Origin of the sequence: Wolbachia endosymbiont of Diaphorina citri, from assembly GCF_013096535.2 — a bacterium.
GTDB lineage: Bacteria > Pseudomonadota > Alphaproteobacteria > Rickettsiales > Anaplasmataceae > Wolbachia.
Genome location: NZ_CP051265.2, coordinates 791815 through 811010 on the forward strand (window position 1 = coordinate 791815; position 19196 = coordinate 811010).

General features: G+C 33.2%; 14 protein-coding genes, 2 tRNA genes, 1 other RNA gene and 4 pseudogenes. 8 read left to right on the forward strand and 13 right to left on the reverse strand.

Going from position 1 to position 19196, the window contains the following annotated elements:
* Window positions 1–58 precede the first annotated feature (58 nt).
* Window positions 59–508, reverse strand: a complete 450-nt coding sequence (locus tag HGO49_RS03510; protein WP_017532315.1) for a type II toxin-antitoxin system RatA family toxin — start codon at window positions 506–508, stop codon at window positions 59–61.
* A gap of 17 nt (window positions 509–525) precedes the next feature.
* Window positions 526–687, reverse strand: a non-coding RNA gene (ssrS, locus tag HGO49_RS03515) — 6S RNA.
* Window positions 688–802: 115 nt separating this feature from the next.
* Here ssrS and HGO49_RS03520 point away from each other — a divergent pair.
* A complete protein-coding gene (locus HGO49_RS03520; protein WP_026092669.1) occupies window positions 803–1387 on the forward strand; it encodes an MlaC/ttg2D family ABC transporter substrate-binding protein in 585 nt (194 codons plus the stop codon).
* Complete coding sequence (locus HGO49_RS03525; protein ID WP_017532313.1) at window positions 1384–2682, forward strand: bifunctional folylpolyglutamate synthase/dihydrofolate synthase; 1299 nt, start codon at window positions 1384–1386, stop codon at window positions 2680–2682. The genes HGO49_RS03520 and HGO49_RS03525 overlap by 4 nt, the downstream gene beginning before the upstream one ends.
* Here HGO49_RS03525 and HGO49_RS03530 read toward each other — a convergent pair.
* From HGO49_RS03530 to HGO49_RS03540, 3 genes are all read right to left on the reverse strand, one after another.
* Window positions 2670–3590, reverse strand: coding sequence for a hypothetical protein (locus HGO49_RS03530; RefSeq protein WP_017532312.1), 921 nt, complete (start codon window positions 3588–3590; stop codon window positions 2670–2672). The genes HGO49_RS03525 and HGO49_RS03530 overlap by 13 nt on opposite strands.
* An 815-nt stretch (window positions 3591–4405) precedes the next feature.
* Window positions 4406–4897, reverse strand: coding sequence for a hypothetical protein (locus HGO49_RS03535; RefSeq protein WP_017532311.1), 492 nt, complete (start codon window positions 4895–4897; stop codon window positions 4406–4408).
* Between the two features lie 62 nt (window positions 4898–4959).
* A tRNA-Leu gene (locus tag HGO49_RS03540) sits at window positions 4960–5044 on the reverse strand.
* A gap of 62 nt (window positions 5045–5106) precedes the next feature.
* On the opposite strand from HGO49_RS03540, the gene tldD reads away from it, so the two are divergent.
* On the forward strand, window positions 5107–6537 hold the full coding sequence (gene tldD / locus HGO49_RS03545; protein ID WP_017532310.1) for a metalloprotease TldD: 1431 nt from the start codon (window positions 5107–5109) through the stop codon (window positions 6535–6537).
* A 141-nt stretch (window positions 6538–6678) separates the two neighbouring features.
* Here tldD and HGO49_RS07270 read toward each other — a convergent pair.
* Window positions 6679–6976 (reverse strand): annotated as a pseudogene (locus tag HGO49_RS07270) (IS982 family transposase); the annotation flags it as partial.
* 226 nt (window positions 6977–7202) lie between these two features.
* Between HGO49_RS07270 and HGO49_RS03555 the strand changes: the two are divergent.
* Window positions 7203–8380 (forward strand): annotated as a pseudogene (locus HGO49_RS03555) (IS4 family transposase).
* A gap of 251 nt (window positions 8381–8631) precedes the next feature.
* Window positions 8632–9006 (forward strand): diacylglycerol kinase, encoded by a 375-nt coding sequence (locus HGO49_RS03560; protein WP_017531886.1) that lies wholly within the window; start codon window positions 8632–8634, stop codon window positions 9004–9006.
* Here HGO49_RS03560 and HGO49_RS03565 read toward each other — a convergent pair.
* The 6 genes and pseudogenes from HGO49_RS03565 to HGO49_RS03590 all read right to left on the reverse strand — a co-directional run.
* Window positions 8986–10224, reverse strand: coding sequence for an IS256 family transposase (locus HGO49_RS03565; protein WP_172758362.1), 1239 nt, complete (start codon window positions 10222–10224; stop codon window positions 8986–8988). The genes HGO49_RS03560 and HGO49_RS03565 overlap by 21 nt on opposite strands.
* Before the next feature lie 110 nt (window positions 10225–10334).
* Window positions 10335–11282, reverse strand: a complete 948-nt coding sequence (locus tag HGO49_RS03570; protein WP_017531885.1) for an RluA family pseudouridine synthase — start codon at window positions 11280–11282, stop codon at window positions 10335–10337.
* Entirely contained in the window at window positions 11267–13054 is a 1788-nt protein-coding gene (locus HGO49_RS03575) for a membrane protein (protein WP_017531884.1), read from the reverse strand. The genes HGO49_RS03570 and HGO49_RS03575 overlap by 16 nt, the downstream gene beginning before the upstream one ends.
* 45 nt (window positions 13055–13099) lie before the next feature.
* Window positions 13100–13750, reverse strand: a pseudogene (locus HGO49_RS03580) (ComEC/Rec2 family competence protein); the annotation flags it as partial.
* Between the two features lie 9 nt (window positions 13751–13759).
* The gene (locus HGO49_RS03585; RefSeq protein ID WP_172758531.1) at window positions 13760–15226 is read right to left on the reverse strand and encodes an IS4 family transposase; all 1467 of its coding nucleotides are present in this window, start codon (window positions 15224–15226) and stop codon (window positions 13760–13762) included.
* A gap of 99 nt (window positions 15227–15325) precedes the next feature.
* A pseudogene (locus HGO49_RS03590) lies at window positions 15326–16696 on the reverse strand (ComEC/Rec2 family competence protein); the annotation flags it as partial.
* 96 nt (window positions 16697–16792) lie between these two features.
* On the opposite strand from HGO49_RS03590, the gene HGO49_RS03595 reads away from it, so the two are divergent.
* Together HGO49_RS03595 and HGO49_RS07275 are read left to right on the forward strand one after the other, a co-directional pair.
* Window positions 16793–16869, forward strand: a tRNA-Met gene (locus HGO49_RS03595).
* 354 nt (window positions 16870–17223) lie between these two features.
* Complete coding sequence (locus HGO49_RS07275; RefSeq protein ID WP_017531881.1) at window positions 17224–17589, forward strand: hypothetical protein; 366 nt, start codon at window positions 17224–17226, stop codon at window positions 17587–17589.
* Between the two features lie 338 nt (window positions 17590–17927).
* Here HGO49_RS07275 and tmk read toward each other — a convergent pair whose 3' ends face one another.
* Window positions 17928–18521: a dTMP kinase gene (gene tmk / locus HGO49_RS03605; RefSeq protein WP_017531880.1), complete on the reverse strand. Its 594-nt coding sequence runs from the start codon at window positions 18519–18521 to the stop codon at window positions 17928–17930.
* A 102-nt stretch (window positions 18522–18623) separates the two neighbouring features.
* On the opposite strand from tmk, the gene HGO49_RS03610 reads away from it, so the two are divergent.
* Window positions 18624–19196, forward strand: coding sequence for a thioredoxin family protein (locus HGO49_RS03610; protein WP_017531879.1), 573 nt, complete (start codon window positions 18624–18626; stop codon window positions 19194–19196).

Genomic DNA, 19196 nt, shown 5'->3' on the forward strand with positions numbered 1-19196 from the left:
GAAATACTGAACTTATTAAAAAATTTATGCATTTATATAAATGATGTCAAGATAACTTTTACTCAGCAAGGCTTTCTAGTCTGTCTTTGAATGCAGTAATTATTTTATTTTGTGCATATTTATACACCGAGTTTAATAAAGTAGAAAACAAATTGGATTTAAACTCAAACTCTATATAGAACTCTACCATAGTTTTATTTTTGCTCATAGGAGTGAATTTCCATTCGTTGTATAAATGTTTAAATATTCCATTTGAGGAAACAGCTTTTATCCAACTTTCACTTATTCCATTTGGAGCAAGGGAGGTCACTTCTGATGTGTAACTTCCTTTAATGCCATGAAAAGCTGCAAGGAGATCCACAGTCATTTGGCTATCAGTTTTTTCTTTTATATGAACAGCTTTGCACCAAGGAACAAAATTAGGATACTTCTCAACGTCAATTACAACTTGAAATATCTCACGAGATGAACAGAAAAAAACACCTTGTTCTTTATATTGGTGTAACATAAACCTGAATAATAAAAATGGGATCCATATCTACCGTCAGTCTTAGTAGATTCCTGAGACCTAAAGTTAAGGTGGGTATCACATACTAATTTCAATGAAATTAACAGAGGCAATCCCCTTGATCAGAAATTATCGCTCGGGAAATTTAACTTAACTCATAACGTATAGCACAGACCCCTATTAATTATAGATTATTTATATAGAGTATGTCTATAGGTATGTTAGAGCTAGCGACTATTATTTTGCCTTTGTTAAATTTTGCATTTTAAGTATCATAGCTAATAAATATATCTTATGAATGTTATTAAGCTCTTAACCATTTTTATTTTAATATCCTCAAGTGCTTACGCGAGTTGTATAGGTCACAGAACTTTTGTGCTTGCCATGAAGCAGCAAGTAGATAATACGTCTATGAAAGGGAATAGAAAAAATTCAGAACATATACACGAAAAGCTTCGGAAGATCATTCAGAATAATGTTAACCTCAAAGAAATATCTCGATTTGTAATAGGGAAATATTGGAATTTATCTACTCAGAAAGAAAAAGAAGAGTTTCTAAAAGAATATGAAGTATATCTCGCGCGTTTGTGCGCTAAAATTTTGTATAAATACATAAATAATAGTGAAATGATCATAATGAGTACAAAAGCAGTTGACGATGAAACTTGTCTGATAGGAACAAGATTTTCTTATGGTGATGAGGAATTTACAAATATTGACTTTAAGGTTACTAAAAGTGACAGTTCTTTCTTAATAAACGATGTTGTAATGAGTGGAATAAGTATTGCTATTAATCAACGTTCTCAATTTAGTGAAAAAATCGACACGCACGGCATGGCAAGTGTAATAGATGAATTAAAACGTAACAATAATTTATGATATACATGCCTCATTGGCCTAAGCCGATTGGCAGTAGGCCAAAGGATTTTTCTCTTGATCGCATAAAAAGCTTTCTAAATAAATTGGGTAATCCCGAGAAAAAAATACCGCCAATAATTCACATAGCTGGCACTAATGGCAAAGGATCAACGCTATCGTTTATAAGATATATAATGCAAGCAGCAGGGTATAAAGTTCATACGTACACCTCTCCACATTTAGTGAATTTTAATGAGAGAATAGTTGTTGCAGGCACTGATGTCGATGATAGTGAATTACACAACTCACTGGAAGAATGCCGTATAGTAGTTGCGGAACAACCTATCACTCTATTTGAGGCCACAACAATTGCAGCTTTCTTAGCTTTTGCTCGTCATAAAGCGGATATTACTTTAGTTGAGGTGGGTATGGGTGGAAGGCTTGATGCAACAAATGTTATAGATAATCCGATCCTAACGATCATCACTTCCATTGCACTTGACCATACAGAATATCTTGGTCCTACCGTAGAAACCATAGCAGGTGAAAAGGCTGGAATAATGAAACCTAATGTTTCTTGCGTAATAGCACCACAAGAAAAATCTATAACGAACACATTAGAACATCATGCAATAAATAAGAAATCTCCTCTGTATAGAGGAGGACTTGAATGGAATTGCGAAAAACAGAATAACAGAATGGTCTTTCAATCGACTATTCAATCAATAGAATTTCCTTTGCCATCTCTGAAGGGTGATCACCAAATAATCAATGCAGGAAACGCAATTGCAGCATGTAGCATTTTGAGTGGGAAGTATGGATTTAATATTGGAGAAGAGGACATTGCTTCAGGTTTACAGAGCACTTATTGGCCTGCGCGGCTAGAGTCTATAAAAGAAGGTAATTTGATTTCTTTATTACCAAAAGATTGGCAATTATTTCTAGATGGTGCACACAACAATGATGGTGCCAGAGTGTTAGCTAGGTGGATAAAAGACAACTTTGTTGAAGGTGTTTATATGATCTTTGGTGTCACTCGCAATAGAAATGTGGCAGAGTTCTTAGAGCACTTAAAGCCATATATCAAACTACTATGCGCCATTTGTGTTAAATCTGAACCTAAAGCAACAAGTACAGATTTAATTAGAGAAGGAGCTAATAATATAGGAGTAAATGCTATCGAATGTGAATCAATCGGCGATGCAATATCAAATCACATACTGAAAGCCTCTATTCAAAACGTCAAAACCATACTAATCTGTGGCTCGTTATTTTTAGCCAGAGATTTGAGTATGGAGAATAATCAACCTACTTGATGAGCCGAGACGTTAAAAGCACCATCAGGATTTACAATGCTGCTTGGCTTTTCGGTTAATGCTCCTATAGGTACATTTTGTTCATCACCTATTCCTTCAGTTTTTACAAGATTTACAACTTTTCTCTCGTAGATTTCATTTGCTAAGTGTAGTAATAAACTACAACCTAGTACTGTAGCAAATCCAATGAGTATTTTACTGTCTACGCAACTAGATTGATACTGTAACACCAAACCTGCTATTAATAAAATAGGAGAGAGATAACTCGAACATTGGGAAGTAAAAATGAAATATTTAAATGCTTTACTTTTGAACATTTCATCTTTTAGCTCTTCTTGATCTAAATTTTCACTTTGTTCCCGTTGAGGATTTTGCAAATCCATAGCTTTTTTAAATAAAGAAGATATCAAATAAACAGATAAGAAAAAAGTTGTAACAAATGTTATTAGGCTCGCACTAAACAAAATGCCAGGTGTATCAGTAAAATTAGCAGCCTTATATAGCTTACACCCCAAGTAAATATACGACACTAATGACGAGATGTACAGTAGGAATCCTACTAAACTAAAAACAACATAATACTTTGTATGCTTATCATTCTGACGTTGCTGAATCAATTGTACACACCTTCGCATTTCTCCAGGAATTATTAATCCCTTATTCGTCTCACTTAGTGGTTTAATATATTGCAAAAGTGCTGCTTTATTTCTGTTAAGGGCCTGTATTTTTTCATCGCTACCTCCTGGTTTATCTGGGTGACACTTTATTGATAACCTTCTATAATTTTTTGCTATTATATTAGATATTTCTAAGAAGTTACGACCTTCTACTTCTTGTACTTGAATACCTATCTCTTTAAATAAACTTTCATTATAATCATATTCTCTTTTTCTTAGCTTATAGCCCATGTCTCCACCTCATAAATTAACTAACTATTAATACTTTATAATATATAAAATTCTAAATTATGTCAATTCTTTCATTCATGCTTATTGTATGAATTATTTCTTTCACGACTGCCATGACAAGTGTATGAAAATTATCATTTAGTGCATAATAATGTTTAGGGTTACAGTTTTCATTGGTCATTTGAAGTAACTCAAATCCGATTCATGCCAGTTCTATCTATCTTGTCACTTAAGTAGCCTCTATTTCAGCACAGGAATCTACTTTATAGTGATGTTATTCAAGTATCTGACATTGATTCCTTTATGATGCTGTCATCCCAGTGCTAGACAATGGGATCTAGTTAAATTTACGAGTATAAAAGTAATCAATGTTTTGATGATTATGAAAAAGCTGGATTCCAGTGACCATCTACTATATAAATAGTACCTTCAAAAATAAATGTTAGTGCGGTTGTGTGTCCCACGCTGGCTCTTTTAAATTACTTTAGCTACAAATATTAAGAAATTTACCAAGCAAAAAAAAGGCAAAAGAATCCCCCAGTAGTGAGTTTTGACCCTATAATAATGCAAATTGGCATTGTAATAATGTGCTAACGCTTATTTAAAGCGCATTTTGGCTGAATGTAGAAAAAATAAAAAAGACATGCAGCCGCTATAATTTTTATGTAATTTGCCAATAAATATCTGAGTTTTTTACTGAATTTTGCTGTTAAATCCGCGGAGATTAAAAACAAGGATAAATACTCTTGCTATCATAGTAAGGGGGATGGCGTAATTTGTCAAGTTAAATAAGCTAACTTATTAACATGTAATAATTAGGCAGCTATTGCAGATTGAATGTTCACTAACTTTGAGGTTTTAGTTTCATCTATTTGCGGCTGACTAATCATAGTTCGAATGAAATTAGTTGCCATAAAGGTACAACCTAGAATAAAAAAAGCAACGGAAATAAAGGGGATAATAGGAAATTCAAGAGGTAATATAGATGTAATTCCTCCTATTAAAAATGAAACGTTAGATGCAATGTCGAGGCAGATCTTCATTAATTTCTCTTGCCAAGAGGTATCGAGTTGCTTATTAAGGCCACACTGCCTAAAATGATCAGTTAATGACCATATATTTAAAGCAAGCGAAAATGCACTTAGCATAGTGCTGACAATAGTAAAATACAAGCTTAAGGAAGAAATATTTAGGGCTAATGCTGCTATGTACCCACTCAAAGAAGCAATAGATAGTGCAGTAACTAAGCGTTTTGAATAAGTTCTTATTTTCTTTCTGTAAACAAGCCTCTCTTTGTCGCAACTCATAAACTTAAGTATAGTAAATATGTTATATTATAGCATTAATTAACTCAAAAATTAATATAGAGTGCCCGAGAGAAGACTTGAACTTCCACAACTTAAAAAGTTACTAGCACCTGAAGCTAGCGCGTCTACCAATTCCACCACCCGGGCTTTTTGTGATTTACTATGTTAAAATAAAATAATATACTCAAATAGTTTTTAGCTCAAAAGTAATGCCAAATCTAGATCGAATATTTTTTGCTCAGAACAATGTTAATATTAATAATGTATATAAAATAGTCAACAACGCTTTGAGCAATAGTGATGGTGGTGAGCTATTTTTAGAGTTTTGCCAATCAGAATCCCTAATTTTTGATGATAATATATTAAAACATATGGATTTGAATACCAGAAGAGGATTTGGTCTAAGGTCTTTTTGTGAAGATAGTACGTCTTTTGTTTGCTCTTCTGAGATTAGCGAAAAAGAAATTAGTAAAGCTGCTTCCATGGTAAAAAGTTCAGCATCTTTAAGCAAAACAAATTCAGTAAACTTAAATGAGGAGGCAAAAAGCCTGTATTCAACGATTAATCCCATAAATGAAATGGACCTGAGCTCAAAGATTAAACTACTTAATGAGGTTAATGAGTATGTAAGGTCGAAGAATAATTGCGTGAAGCAGGTAAAAATAACTCTAAATGGAGAGTGGCAAGTTGTACAAATAATAAAAGATGATCACAGGTTAAGCGATATTAGGCCTTTGGTACGTTTTAATGTACTAGTCATCGTAGAAAAAAATGGCCGAGCGGAGAAAGGTTCTGCAGGGCATGGTGGAAGAGAATCTTATAATAAATTTGTTTCTGAGAAGAAGTGGAAAGAAGTTGCAAACCAAGCGTTAGAGCAAGCGCTAGTAAATCTTGAGGCAATTCCAGCTCCGGCTGGAGAGATGACAGTTGTTTTAGGTTCAGGTTGGCCAGGGATATTATTGCATGAAGCTGTAGGTCATGGACTTGAGGGTGATTTTAACCGTAAAGGAATCTCGGCATTTTCAAATTCTATGGGTAAACAGGTGGCAGCCAGTAACATTACTGTAGTTGATAATGGAACTCTACCTAATTTGCGTGGTTCTATTAGCATAGACGATGAGGGTACTTTACCTGGCTATAATGTGCTTATAGAAGATGGAATTCTAAAAGGATATATGCAAGATCATATGAACGCTAAACTTATGGGTGTAAATCCAACTGGTAATGGTAGAAGAGAAAGTTACAAAGAAGTTACTATGCCACGCATGACAAACACCTATATGTTGGCAGGAAAATATGCACCAGAAGAAATAATATCCAGTGTAAAAAGAGGCCTATATGCAGTAAATTTTGGTGGTGGACAAGTTGATATAACATCAGGAAAATTTGTTTTCTCATCTTCAGAAGCTTACCTAATAGAAAATGGTAAAATTACACAGCCAGTTAAAGGAGCAACACTCATTGGTGACGGTCCGACAGTGTTGAAAAAAGTATCAATGATTGGTAATGATCTAAAGTTAGATCCTGGTGTTGGTACGTGCTCAAAAGACGGACAAAATGTGCCTGTTGGAGTTGGTCAGCCAACACTCAAGGTCGATGCAATAACTGTTGGTGGAACTGAATATGTAGATAAGGGCTAAGCTCATGGTGTACAACTGTACAAACATTGTAACCATTATTCAAGTAGCTCATATAGATGCAAAAACTACTTAACAAATCTCTCTGCCTTTCTTGCCATAACGTGTATAATAATCTCACAAAAAATAATATCATAGAATTCAATAGGTGATCTTTATTGCTAAATACCATAAAACTCGAGGTTTTAGCGCAATAAATCTATCATAAGAAGGTAGTCTGGAAAAGTCTGACTTATGCAGCAACTGTAAGTAACGTATGTAAAATGATTTAAAGTTTAGATTGCTGATATAACAAAATTATTGTTATAATTTCGGAATGCGTTATTTCTGGCACTATTGTAGGTTTTTTACCATTGGATAATAATCTACCTGCAAAATTTTTGTCTATCATTTTACAATAATCATCTACAAAACAGAATAATTCTGTTACATTCTTATTCAATGGGTAACCTCCTATTATGTCTAAAATACTGGAGTTTACCCTCTTTTAGATAAATTAAAAATTGAACGTTTGGTAATGACGACATATGTGGAGAAGGATGGCAACCACCACAATTCGGGAACATTCAAAAAAGCATAAGGGTCAAGTTAAGGAAATAAAGGTATGAAGAAGATAGGATAAGAAGATATAAAATTCTCTCGGATATATTTTAGTGAGAGAACTAATGATGAATAAAATAACTTGCTTATCAAATTACCTCAACAAATTTTTCAATGAAATGGCAAATAATTGAAACAGAAAAGGAAAAGAAAATTGAGTAATTGATGATTCATAAAAGCTATAATTTTGGGTAATATAGGGGTTACAAACTGAATCATAGATACAATGTGCCAATTATTAAATGAAGAATCTGTGATAATAACGAAACAGGGTTTAGATTTCAGGTTTACTAAAGAAGCAGTAGAATTTATGAAAAGAATGTACAATGGCTTTATTTAAAATACCCTGCAAATTGATTGTAGAATCTTGCAGCAATTTAAAACATTGGATAGTAGCTTTGCCTAACAGCATGGAAAATCTATATAAAGGTTATGAGAGTAACACTAAGTGTGGAATAAAGTTAAAATTAGTTTTTGATTACCTAAATCAGACATTGGATCAACTTAACATAACGGAGGGAGTAAGAAGGTTATAGGGAGAAGTTGCTAATATCTGACCTTGGTTCAAGTTCTTTTAAACAGATCAATGGAACGGGAGCTTATTTTATAAGTCGTTGATACCAATGTATATGCTATAGAAACAAATCAAAAAATGGAATTATTGGAATGTTTAGGAGACAAGCTATTTTTAGAAATGAAGGTGTTGTTGGGAAAAGAAGCAAAGATTAGAGTAAGAATGATATGTCATAAATTAACTGAAGAGCAGTCTCTAGCCAGAAGAAGAAAAGCTAATAAATTGGCAAAATCACATGATCTTCCAAAAGGAATCAGAAATTGTTGAACTGGTCAAAACTAATATTCCAGAGGATAAAATTAGTGCTGAGCAAGTATTACAGAGTAAGGTGGCAAATTGAGTTGTTTTTAAACTATACAAGAGCTACATAAGACTTAAAAGGGAAGCCACACAGAGTATTGTGTGAATTATATGCTAAATTATGTGCAATTCTCATATTTCATGAGTTGTACAAAATTAAAAAAGAATACAGAACTCAGTTTAACAAAGGCATTTATTGAGCTAAAAAGGCGGATTAGAGAGTTATTTTTAGCACTAAAGAATAGAGTTAATAGTTTGAAAATTTTTCTTAAAAAGATTACAATAACTTGGTCATGATTTTCATTAAAAGACAAGTACAGAAAAACTAGAGTATCTACTTTAACTTCCCTAAATTTGCTCGCAATCTCTTAACTTGATGCTTATGCTTTTTTGAATATTCCCAGCTAAGGTAAGAGAAATTTAATTAAAGGATTTTTGTGTCAGTATCAATATATAACTGCCTTGAGCGTTTGTTGAAAGGCTTTGTACTAATTTTCTTGATTCAAACAATATGCTAGACTTTAACTTAAAAATCTTTGTAAGTGATCACGACTGAAAGGTGTTTTCATGCATTTTTTACTTGAGTGCAATAAGTGTAATTCATTGAGTTTCCAAAATTGATAATGAAGAAAAGCATTACTCGTCTAATAAAAGCAATTCAATACTCCTGTGAAGGAATAAAATCAGCTTTTGTATCAGAAGTTGCGTTCAGACAGGAGTTACTGCTTTTTATAATATGTGTTTCAACTTTGTTTGTTTTAGATGTAAGTAATTTAGAACGTGCAGTAATGGTAAGTAGCCTATTTTTGGTGTTAATTGTAGAAATTATTAACACTGCTTTTGAAACGACAATTGAGCGTATTTCTAGTGAACAACACATACTTTCAAAAAAGGTGAAAGATCTAGGTAGTGCAGCAGTTTTTCTTTCATTAATTAACTTCCTGAGGATGTTCAAAAAAGTGTGTCAAACCGAATTTTTAATTCAACTCAATCTTTAATCTACTAGGGAAAAAAATATCGAGTTGAGATATAGATAATGCCCAATCATGTACAGGCATCGTCCATTTCTCTTCCACCTTTCTTATAGCACAATATACCAGCTTGTACAAGGCATTTATGCTGGTGAATGCGCCTTTGGTCTTGGTAAATTTCCTAATTTGCCTGTGTAGCCCCTCGATGAGATTAGTGGTATAAATTAGCCTTCTAACAGGACCTGAATACTTGAAGTAACCAGATAAACTTTCCCAATTGTTCTGCCAAGATTTTACAACTAATGGATACTTTTCGCCCCATTTTTCCTCCAGCTCAAGCAAATAATTTTCTGCAATTTCTTTACTTGTAGCGCGGTATATTTTTTTTAAATCATTCATGAAAACTTTTACATCTTTGCTTGATACGTATTTCAGAGAGTTCCGTATTTGATGCACTACACATAGCTGTACTTCCACATTAGGAAATACGCTATTTATAGCTGCAGGAAAGCTTTTTAGGCCATCGACACAAGCTATCAAAATGTCTTCTATTCCTCTCTCTTTCAAGTCATTTAATACGCCTAACCAGAAGCTAGCTCCCTCGCTTTCTGCTAAGTAAAAACCCAGTACTTCTTTTCTGCCATTTTGGTCTATTCCTAATATGTTATACATGCACTTACTTACACAGCGACCGTCTTCTTTTACCTTAAAAAACATCCCATCCATAAATACTATTGGATACACTGATTGCAGTGGACGGCTACGCCATTCATTGATTATAGGTAGTAATTTATCTGTAATTCCAGATATCTCTGCTGCAGATATTTTATGGTCATAAATTTCTTCCACATATGATGCTATATCTCTGTATCCCACACCACTTGCAAACATGTTCAAGACCTTTGTTTCAAGTTCTGGATGTAGGCTTGTTTGCCTTTTTTTCACTATCTGTGGTTCAAAACTTCCCTCTCTGTCTCTTGGTGTCAATAGTTCAAATGAACCTGCACTTGTTTTCAAAGTTTTTCCATTCCTTCCGTTTCTACGATTGTTTTCTTCGCTTTCAGTAGATAAATGATGTTCTATTTCACCCTCCAAGCTTGCTTCAAGTAGCCTTTTTACAAATGGCGTTAATGCACCATCTTTTCCCATTAATGGTCTACCTTCTCGTATAGACGACAAGATATTTGTTTCTAATTCTTTATAATCTACCAAACCAGTAGTTCTATCTGCTATTCTTTGACTCATGTCAAACCTCCATTTTTATCTCAATTATATTTTACTTCTCGGTTTGACACACTTTTTTGAACATCCCCAACTTCCTGATAACATGGATGATAATATTGATATGAATGTTGTTAAGATATATTTTCAAATTCACCGATTAAGACTTGCATGTCTTGTGGTAAATCAGAAACAAATTCCATATATTCTTTACTTTTTGGATGATATAAGCCTAGCGTGTGAGCATGTAGTGCCTGTCTATTGAAATTACGGATAAAGTCAGAGTTTTTAGCATGTTTTTCACTTTTACTACTATTTTTTCCGTAAACTTGATCACCAACTACAGAATGTCCTATGTGGCTCATGTGTACTCGAATTTGGTGTGTTCTGCCTGTCTCTAAAGTACATTTAACCAGGCTTGCTTGCCCTATAATTTTCTTCACTGAATAATGAGTGATTGCTAATTTACCTGCTGTTTTTGTGACACACATCATTTCTTTATTACTGCGTTTTGGAGCAATATGGGTTTTTACTGTTCCTTGCAGATTAGGTAATGCTCCCCAAATTACTGCTAAGTATTCCCGTTTTATTTTACGATTTGATAGCAGTTCAGACAAGAAGCTGTGGGATTGTTCATTTTTTGCAATTACCATAAGTCCACTAGTATCTTTATCAAGCCTGTGAACAATTCCTGGTCTTGTATTTATATATGGAATTTTGCCAAGGTGAGCGATCACTGCATTCAGGAGTGTATCATTGTTTGTTCCAGCACCTGGGTGTACTGTTAATCTACTTTGTTTACTCAGAATTATAATGTCCCCATCTTCGTAGATGATATCAAGCTTTATATTATAGTTAGGTTCAATTGATGTGGATATGTCAGGTTGAACGAGATGTACTATATACTCTTCACCTGGTTTTACTATGTGGTCATTATTAATTATCGGCGTGCCAAATAATGTTACCCGCTCATCTTGTATCAATCTTTGTGCTTTACTGCGTGATATGTTGCATTTTTTAGCTACATAAGTATCTAATCTTAATTTTTTCTCTTCACTATTAATATTCAAAGTCCTGAACATGCTACTTCAAATGCTGCATAAACATCTGGATCCACAAAATCAACTTTTGTGTTAGGTTGAGCTTGAAGCCCATCTTGTTTCTGGATATTAAAAGTCATTTGAGAGCCATCTTTCCAGTGGATTATTACCTTATTATCAAAGTTTCTTAATGTTGCTTCACTTAGATCTTCTCCCGCATCATTGCTGATCTTCAACTTAATAAATTCCAACAGGTAATAGAGAAATTCACTTGCTTTACCGTTAATTTTTTCTTTCCACTTATCTGTTTTTTCTTGTTCAGATAATTCTTTTTCCAATTTTATATTTTCTTTCTCCAGCTCTTTCATCCTTTTTTTTGATTTTAATAATCTATGTTTTTCTATTGCTTTTCTCTCTTCATCTCGCTGTTTTTCAAGAGGAGTAACAGTAATACTGCCTTCACTACTATTAGGTTCGTTTGTTTGTTTATTTTTTATTTCTTCTAGAGATTTCTTTAACTCTTCAAATGCTTTTTTCAACTCACCTACTTCTTCTTTAAATTTTTTTAACATGCCAAAGAGTTGATTGCTATCACCTCCCGTCTGATTATTGCCACTTTCATGTCCATTTCGACCAGATTGCGTTGTATCCAAATAGGGTACACCAAATCTTCCTAACTTTAAGCTTTCTACCTTATCTTCCACTATCTTGATAGCATTTTGTAGATTGAAAAAAGCACCTTCGATATCTAGTGAATTTGCTCTTTCTACCAGTCCTTTAGCTTCACTTAAAATGGGCGAGATTTCCTTGTGCAACTCATCCAAATCTTCTTTGATGTCTTCTCTGACTCTTCGTAGATGAGCAAGCGTTTTTTGAATTTCATCATTTGCGGGTTTTAGAAGACTATTATCAAGTAGATCTGTAACTTCACCTAAGTGCTTATCGAGTAATTTTATCAATCGAGATATAGAATCATTTTCTTCCTCATCTTTTGTCTTTTTTTCCATTACCGATACAACACCACCTTTTCTGCATGGAAAGAGAATATCCAAATTGTTAAACTTTTTAACAATATTATAATTATTGTTTATCTCATTGTTTTTTAGCTTGCCGAATATTACACATATTCCAGCGATAGCAATGGTACTAGACAGTGCAACTATGGCCCATTCTAAACCTTGAACATTGGCAAAACTAAATCTATTTTGTATTAACGCACCAACTATAATTACAGCACTAATTACATATGGTATGGTAAGAAAAATTGCCTTATTTTTATTCTCTTGTCTTTGATCATCTAATATTTTTTTTTGATTTTCAGAAATTGGCAAAATTATTGAAAAGTTTGCTTTTTTGCGACCTATAAGACTTAAATTTGGTTTTATCTCTATTTTTAAAGCATTTTCAGCAATTTCACTTATCTCGTTGTCTTTGCCACCTCTAATTTTATTATTTATTAATTCCTCTATCAACTTTTCTCCTTCTTTTATCTCCTGCTTATGCATATATCTCATAGCAGAAGAGGCTACAAAAGTTGTTAAAAGAATAATAGAAACCAAAGTGTAAATTGGCATGAATGTTGGGTTAAAAATATCTGTAATAAACCTTAGATCATTATGGGTTATTATTATTGCAGCTACATAAGCCAAAGAAAATTGAAGCCAAATATTTACAATCGCTATGGGTAGAGTGTTACTTACAGAATATTTCTTTGTTGCACGCCATAACCTAGGAAAAAAACCAATAGCATCATCTATTTTGGCAAAATTATGATCTACTTTAACATTGAAAGGATTTGTTGTATCTAAAGGCATAAATTTCCTTGCATCCTAATTAAGTAATTATATATAAATGATACTTTAAAAACAAGTTTTTGGCTTATGCCAAGGACGATTAGAACGGACTTTGCTAACCTTTATGCCACTATTTGCTAGCCAAACAGAGTGTGTGCCATATGCCTCTAAGTCAGAGTATTTGATGATTTTAGTATTGCAAGCTGGATAGTTAAACTTGCTTAATTGAATTACTAGATCGACATTGTTACAATTTTCTAAAATATCTTCTCTTTTATGAGCTAGCAACACTGACTTATTATTTCCTTTATTATATGTACAGTCATAATCATTACATTTTAGCCTTTTGTTTGAATTACTGAATTTAGTATGATTCACAATTTGATTCTGCCCGTTTTGCTTTGCCCACGTTTTGACAACAAAATTTCTGTTTTTTCTAGTAAGGGAATATAGTAGATTGTCATCTTCTTTTACAGCAAGATTATCAGCACTGACTAGAATGTCAGGAGTTGTATACATAGCGCTAGAGAAAATACCTAGCACAATAAAGAAAATTCCAAAGAAACGCCAATTCCTTTCCCACAAGCATAACCATAATAGCCCAAGCGTTATTATAATAATTAATGAGGCAGGAAAAGTGCGAATAGGAATAACCAAATACTGAAGACTGGCAATTGCGTTTGTTATATATAAAACGCTGTCAATTGGGCGTTCCATGACTTACTATTACCCACAAGTATAGAATTCATGAGCAAGTCTCCATCCTTCTGCTAAATCAAAGAGACGTTTCCATCCCTTCCACAAGGCTATAGGACCTGGTTCTAAGTCATTTTTGCGAGCTAAAAACCCTCCTAACTTGGCCACCCACCTCACAATTTCTCTTATAGGTGGTGGAGTCTCAGGATAGTTTTTTGTCTTAAGCATTTTGGTATATAAAACCTTCCATTCGTCATCAGTCAGTATGACAGTGCAAGAAAGATTCGGATTTGTTCTAGCTACCAATGTAATAAAAAATATTCTCCATGCAATTATACTCATAATTGTAAGAAAGCGGATCAATCTATCTGCTGTTTGGAGCCTACATTCTTCAACTTTAAGACCGGATTTCAAAATTTTATGAAAAACCTCTATTCTCCATCTTAAGCAATACCATTGTATTTTTTCTACTGCTTCTTCAAAATTATTAATATTTATATTTGTTAACAAAATCCAGTTTATGGGCTCTTCGCCAAATGGGGGATATCTTTCTATAACATAGACAGCATTTAAATTTAAATTAGGAAGTTTTTGGGTTTTACGTCTAGCGTTGTTTTTTGATGCATTCATCACAAAGTTACTAAACTTTACTTCTAAAACTGTTGTTCTTTGAGGTTTTTTATCGCGAGCAGGAATACTCACTTGAATTTCTCCTTGACAAGACATGCGATTCATCAAATCCCACAATCTTTCACCACCTTTTTCAGAATAAGTCGACTTCTTGTTTACTGTTCTGTTTTGATTTCCTCTTACTACAAAAAGAGATTGATTAGTGGAAGCAACTTCAAATAAATCATAAATATCTGCTTCTCTATCACAAACGGTAACTACCTTAACATCCTTTAATCCAGGATGTTTAGTAGAGTCTTTAAGTGATGCTATCCACCGTATGCTTTCTTTCTCTTCTATGGGAAGAGCAGTATTATGGCTTCTTCTTTTCAACTCCTTTAGGTCTTCAGTTAAGGAAGGTCTAGTACTAATTTTTTGATCCAATAATCCTATAGGTAGTCCTTCTGTTGTAACTGCAAACGTTGTATGCATCACTAATCCATGGGTTTTAAAATTAGTTGTTTTAGATGTTAATCTTGCTGCTATAATCCCTAATCCTTCGGTCTTTTTATGATTTTTATATGAAATATAACTCGTATCCTGGATAGCTAAGATAGTTGAGTATTCTTTAGCTCTTTCAACAGTTTTAATTATATGACTGTCTAATATTTTTCTTTCAGAAATGGCATCGTTTTGGAAAAATCTATAAGCTGCTTTACTTTGATGCCAATCTTCACAAGCTTGATTTATTGAACGCTCAGGCGATTCAGCAAAACTATTAACTATTTTTAGAAGCCTTTTACTTAATCTTATATCACCAAAATTAACAATTCCAAATTCACTTTCTGCCCATTCGCCAGTTGAGGTATTTATAGTTCTTTTCATCATATATTCCATTTTTAGACCATAGATCTATTTATAATAGAAAGTTGAATTAGTAAAATAGCAGCTTTTTCTCCATTTTTAGATTTATGGGTAATAGTAAGGTTCCATGAGAGGCGTTATAATCCACTGAGTACCTAAAGGAATCAATAAAACATAGATTATTCCAAGTGGAATAATAATGAGTGTAACTATTGGTATAGCAATCAAATTTGTGATAATGCCACTGATTGAAAAATAGTTAAAATTGTATATTGTGTACGGAACAGTTGCTAAACTTGCTATGACTGAGCTGATCATTATCGACACAAAATATTTTATTATTTTTATTTTGAATAACTTATTAGCATTGATCTGATAGCTGGCAACTAGTGCCAAAACAGCAGAAAATGACATTTGAAAACCTGGCTTTAAGATTGCTTCTGGCTCCACTATGAGTATCACCGAAGCAGCAAACGCAATTGCTATTAATCCTCGATATTTCCTTTCTATGATTATTGCAATAAGTACCAAGATCACCATGATGTAGGCACGCTGAGCAGAAATTTGCATACCGGTAATCAACAAATAAAAGGTAGTTGGCAAGATAGTAAAGAATGCAGATATTTTTTTAGTGTTATATTTAAGAGTCAAAGTTTCAGATATTGCAAATAAATTACGGAATACTATAAAAAATAGACCAGCAACAAACGATAAATGTAAACCAGATATAGCGAATAAATGTGCTATACCTGAATCTCGTATCGCATTCATAGTTTTTTGATCTATCCCGTCTTTTTTGCCAATTAATAATGCAGAGATTATGTCCGCGTGTGGCTTTTTGGTATTTTGCTGTAGGTTTTCATAGATATATTGACGGAAAGATTCTATATACTCTTGAAATTTTCTTGCTTCAGCCTTTTTGTACAGGACTATTTTGCTTGTTGCAAAGCCTGTTGCACTTATTTTCTGATAATATGCTATTCTTGCAAAATCATATGCATATTCCGAAGGCGCAATTTTTGGAGGAAAGAGTTTTGCTGATAATTTTACTTGATCCCCTATTTTAATGCCTTCTTCCGCTTTGGTTCTAACTGATATTCTGATGTTATCCAGCTTGAACTTCGTGTTTTTTATTTCATAAAGCAAAAATTGCTCATAGGAGCCCTTGTTATTAATATCCTTCACTGTAGCAACAATATCTTTCACATACCTTTCCTTATCAAGAATGTGAGTATTAACTGAATCTGTTCTGAATTTGCTGGCTGTAAATCCTATGAGCACTGCAATTAAAGAAATGCATAATATTGCGTATTTCCTGTATAATATTGCAATCAGAATTAGTATAGGTGAAAGCAAGAGAAAAATAGATATATAGCTTGGTTCAAAACTTAGGGAAAAATAGGTTAAGATCCCTATACACTGAAAAATAGGAACCCAAAGTATCAAGTTATATTTTTCATTGCACAGATTGTTATGTATATAATTTACTATCATGTTAAGAAAAGTTAATAGATATATAAATATATGTAATAGTGTGATTTTATTCTTTTATTTATTATTATTACGCATATAATAATAAATAAGCAACGACGCGGGATGGAGCAGCTCGGTAGCTCGTCAGGCTCATAACCTGAAGGTCGTAGGTTCAAATCCTACTCCCGCAACCATCTTTCAATTGTACAAACATCGCGATTTCTCTTATTATAATAGCAAGGGTATTTCTGACTCAAAGCTTGTTTTTGACCTGTAGGCTCAATCGCAACATTCAATAAAAAACTCAGGGTATTTATTGACGAAATTATAGCGGCTGCATGTCTTTTAATTTTTTCTATATTTAGCCAAATCGCACTTGTTAGCACATTATCAATTTAAATTATTAAAACTCGCTACTCGGGACTTCTTTTGCCTTTTTTCTATTTGGTTAGATAATTTTATAAATTAATGAAGATATTCATAATATTGATTTTTTATCACAACAATGCTATAATTAAGCTAATATTACTTTTAGTGAGGTGTGAGCAATGGTTGATGTAGCTTTTATTGGCGTAAATACAGTTATTGATAACGGATACAGAAGAAAAATAAAACTCGTTATGTCAGGATTATTTTTAGCTGTGTCAGAAGCAACTGCTATCTGGTTTATCTTTCCTGGATCGCAAAATGTACTTGCTCCATTCTTGCTTCCAGCTATATTCCTTCTCTTGACTCTGTCTATGGGATATTATACGTTTCTTTTTGGTTGTGAGAAAAAATCTGTAGTAGAAAATGTTCTAGGTATGGTTGAACCTGCTGAGTCAGTTAAGAGAGTGCGTTGCCAAGACGAGATCGAATCTTTGCTAGCAAAAACAAGAGATATCACAAAAAATAAGTTTTGTAATACTGATTAATCTTTGTTTTGAGGATCGTATCAAAGCGCACAAACTTGCTTTATACGTAAAAGACATTGATGATATTGCATCTTTAATAAAGAATGAGGATCTTTTAAGTCACTTTGATCAATTTTTTACCATAACTGAAGTAAGCAATAAGAATAGTAGAAATGAGCTAATTAATCGCGCAAGAATATATAGAACAATAAGTGAAAAACCTAAAAATGAAATACAAAGTTTTTTAGCTAATCAAAAAGAGAGTCTTTCGTATGAAATAACGTCACCTAAAATTGACAACTTTTTGCTACAGGCTGGTATGGTAACTGTTTAAACTAGCAAAAGTTCAATGCGTGTAGCTAAGTTTTTGCAATATCAATAATTTCATTTTGTACGTGATTATCACTTTTTGTTTCAATTTTAGTAATAACACTGCACCTTTTGGGTTCTTTTTTAGCTATTTCTTGAAATCCTTCTCGAACTTTATTATAAAAATTAACGTTCATCTCTTCATATTTATTTTTGTCTTTTGCTCTGCTGAGTCCAACTTGAACATCAATATCTAAAATAAATGTGATATCTGGATATTTAATTTCCACTAATTTGTGTAAGTCTCTTATTAGACTTAAGTCAACACCTAGTCCATACCCTTGATACGCAACAGTTGAGTCAATAAACCGATCACAAATCACTATTTTCCCTTCTAAAAGAGCTGGCAATATTAATTTTTTCATATGTTCGTGCCTCATCGAGATAAGCAGCAAGAGTTCAGAAATAGGATCAATATTATCCTTAAGTAGTAATCCTCTTATTTTTTCTGCAAAATCAGTACCACCTGGTTCTCTAGTCAATACGACATTATTTTCACCGTGAATTTGCTTGAAATAATTTGCAAGTAACTCAGACTGTGTTGTTTTACCAGAACCATCTATTCCTTCAAAGGTTATGAACATAAATTTTATAATTACAATGCTAAATGCAAACAGTTTACATAGAAACCATTTGACATTTAAGCAATAAGATCATAAATTATGGTATACAATTCTCTATGAGCTATGGTTACGCTAGACACTCCTAAGATAAATTTAGACTTTACTGCAAAGAATTTCAATCTCCTGGGAGTGGATAACAAATATTATACATTAAGTGACTGCTATGGGGAAAATGGTTTCATTGTAATGTTTATATGCAATCACTGTCCTTACGTTCAATCAATTATTAGCAATCTAGTAAGCGATGTTAATTTGTTAAAAAAAGATTATCAGGTAAACACCGTTGCAATCATGCCAAATGATGTAAATGAGTACCCAGAAGACTCCTTTGAAAACATGATTAATTTTGCCAAGGAAAATAAGTTTACATTTCCATATTTGATTGACAATAACCAAGAAGTAGCTAAAGAGTATGGTGCTGTTTGTACCCCTGATTTTTTTGGCTTTAATTCCAAACTAGCCCTCTGCTATCGCGGGCGTTTTAACAACACAAAAAAAGAGAAAGTTCAAAATTACGAAGCAGGAAGTAGTGATTTATTTCAAGCCATGAAATTTATTGCAGAAACTAGCAATCCTCCAGTTGACCAAAAATCAAGCATTGGTTGTTCAATAAAATGGTCTAATTCTACAGGTTGA

What these genes read in the sequence shown, in the direction of transcription:
- HGO49_RS03525 (WP_017532313.1), top strand. Translation starts at nt 1,384, where the DNA reads ATGATATACATGCCTCATTGGCCTAAGCCGATTGGCAGTAGGCCAAAG.
- HGO49_RS03535 (WP_017532311.1), bottom strand. Translation starts at nt 4,897, where the DNA reads ATGAGTTGCGACAAAGAGAGGCTTGTTTACAGAAAGAAAATAAGAACT.
- HGO49_RS03610 (WP_017531879.1), top strand. Translation starts at nt 18,624, where the DNA reads ATGGTTACGCTAGACACTCCTAAGATAAATTTAGACTTTACTGCAAAG.
- HGO49_RS03560 (WP_017531886.1), top strand. Translation starts at nt 8,632, where the DNA reads ATGAAGAAAAGCATTACTCGTCTAATAAAAGCAATTCAATACTCCTGT.
- HGO49_RS07275 (WP_017531881.1), top strand. Translation starts at nt 17,224, where the DNA reads ATGGTTGATGTAGCTTTTATTGGCGTAAATACAGTTATTGATAACGGA.
- HGO49_RS03530 (WP_017532312.1), bottom strand. Translation starts at nt 3,590, where the DNA reads ATGGGCTATAAGCTAAGAAAAAGAGAATATGATTATAATGAAAGTTTA.
- HGO49_RS03575 (WP_017531884.1), bottom strand. Translation starts at nt 13,054, where the DNA reads ATGCCTTTAGATACAACAAATCCTTTCAATGTTAAAGTAGATCATAAT.
- HGO49_RS03570 (WP_017531885.1), bottom strand. Translation starts at nt 11,282, where the DNA reads ATGTTCAGGACTTTGAATATTAATAGTGAAGAGAAAAAATTAAGATTA.
- HGO49_RS03520 (WP_026092669.1), top strand. Translation starts at nt 803, where the DNA reads ATGAATGTTATTAAGCTCTTAACCATTTTTATTTTAATATCCTCAAGT.
- HGO49_RS03565 (WP_172758362.1), bottom strand. Translation starts at nt 10,224, where the DNA reads ATGAGTCAAAGAATAGCAGATAGAACTACTGGTTTGGTAGATTATAAA.
- HGO49_RS03510 (WP_017532315.1), bottom strand. Translation starts at nt 508, where the DNA reads ATGTTACACCAATATAAAGAACAAGGTGTTTTTTTCTGTTCATCTCGT.
- tmk (WP_017531880.1), bottom strand. Translation starts at nt 18,521, where the DNA reads ATGTTCATAACCTTTGAAGGAATAGATGGTTCTGGTAAAACAACACAG.
- HGO49_RS03585 (WP_172758531.1), bottom strand. Translation starts at nt 15,226, where the DNA reads ATGATGAAAAGAACTATAAATACCTCAACTGGCGAATGGGCAGAAAGT.
- tldD (WP_017532310.1), top strand. Translation starts at nt 5,107, where the DNA reads ATGCCAAATCTAGATCGAATATTTTTTGCTCAGAACAATGTTAATATT.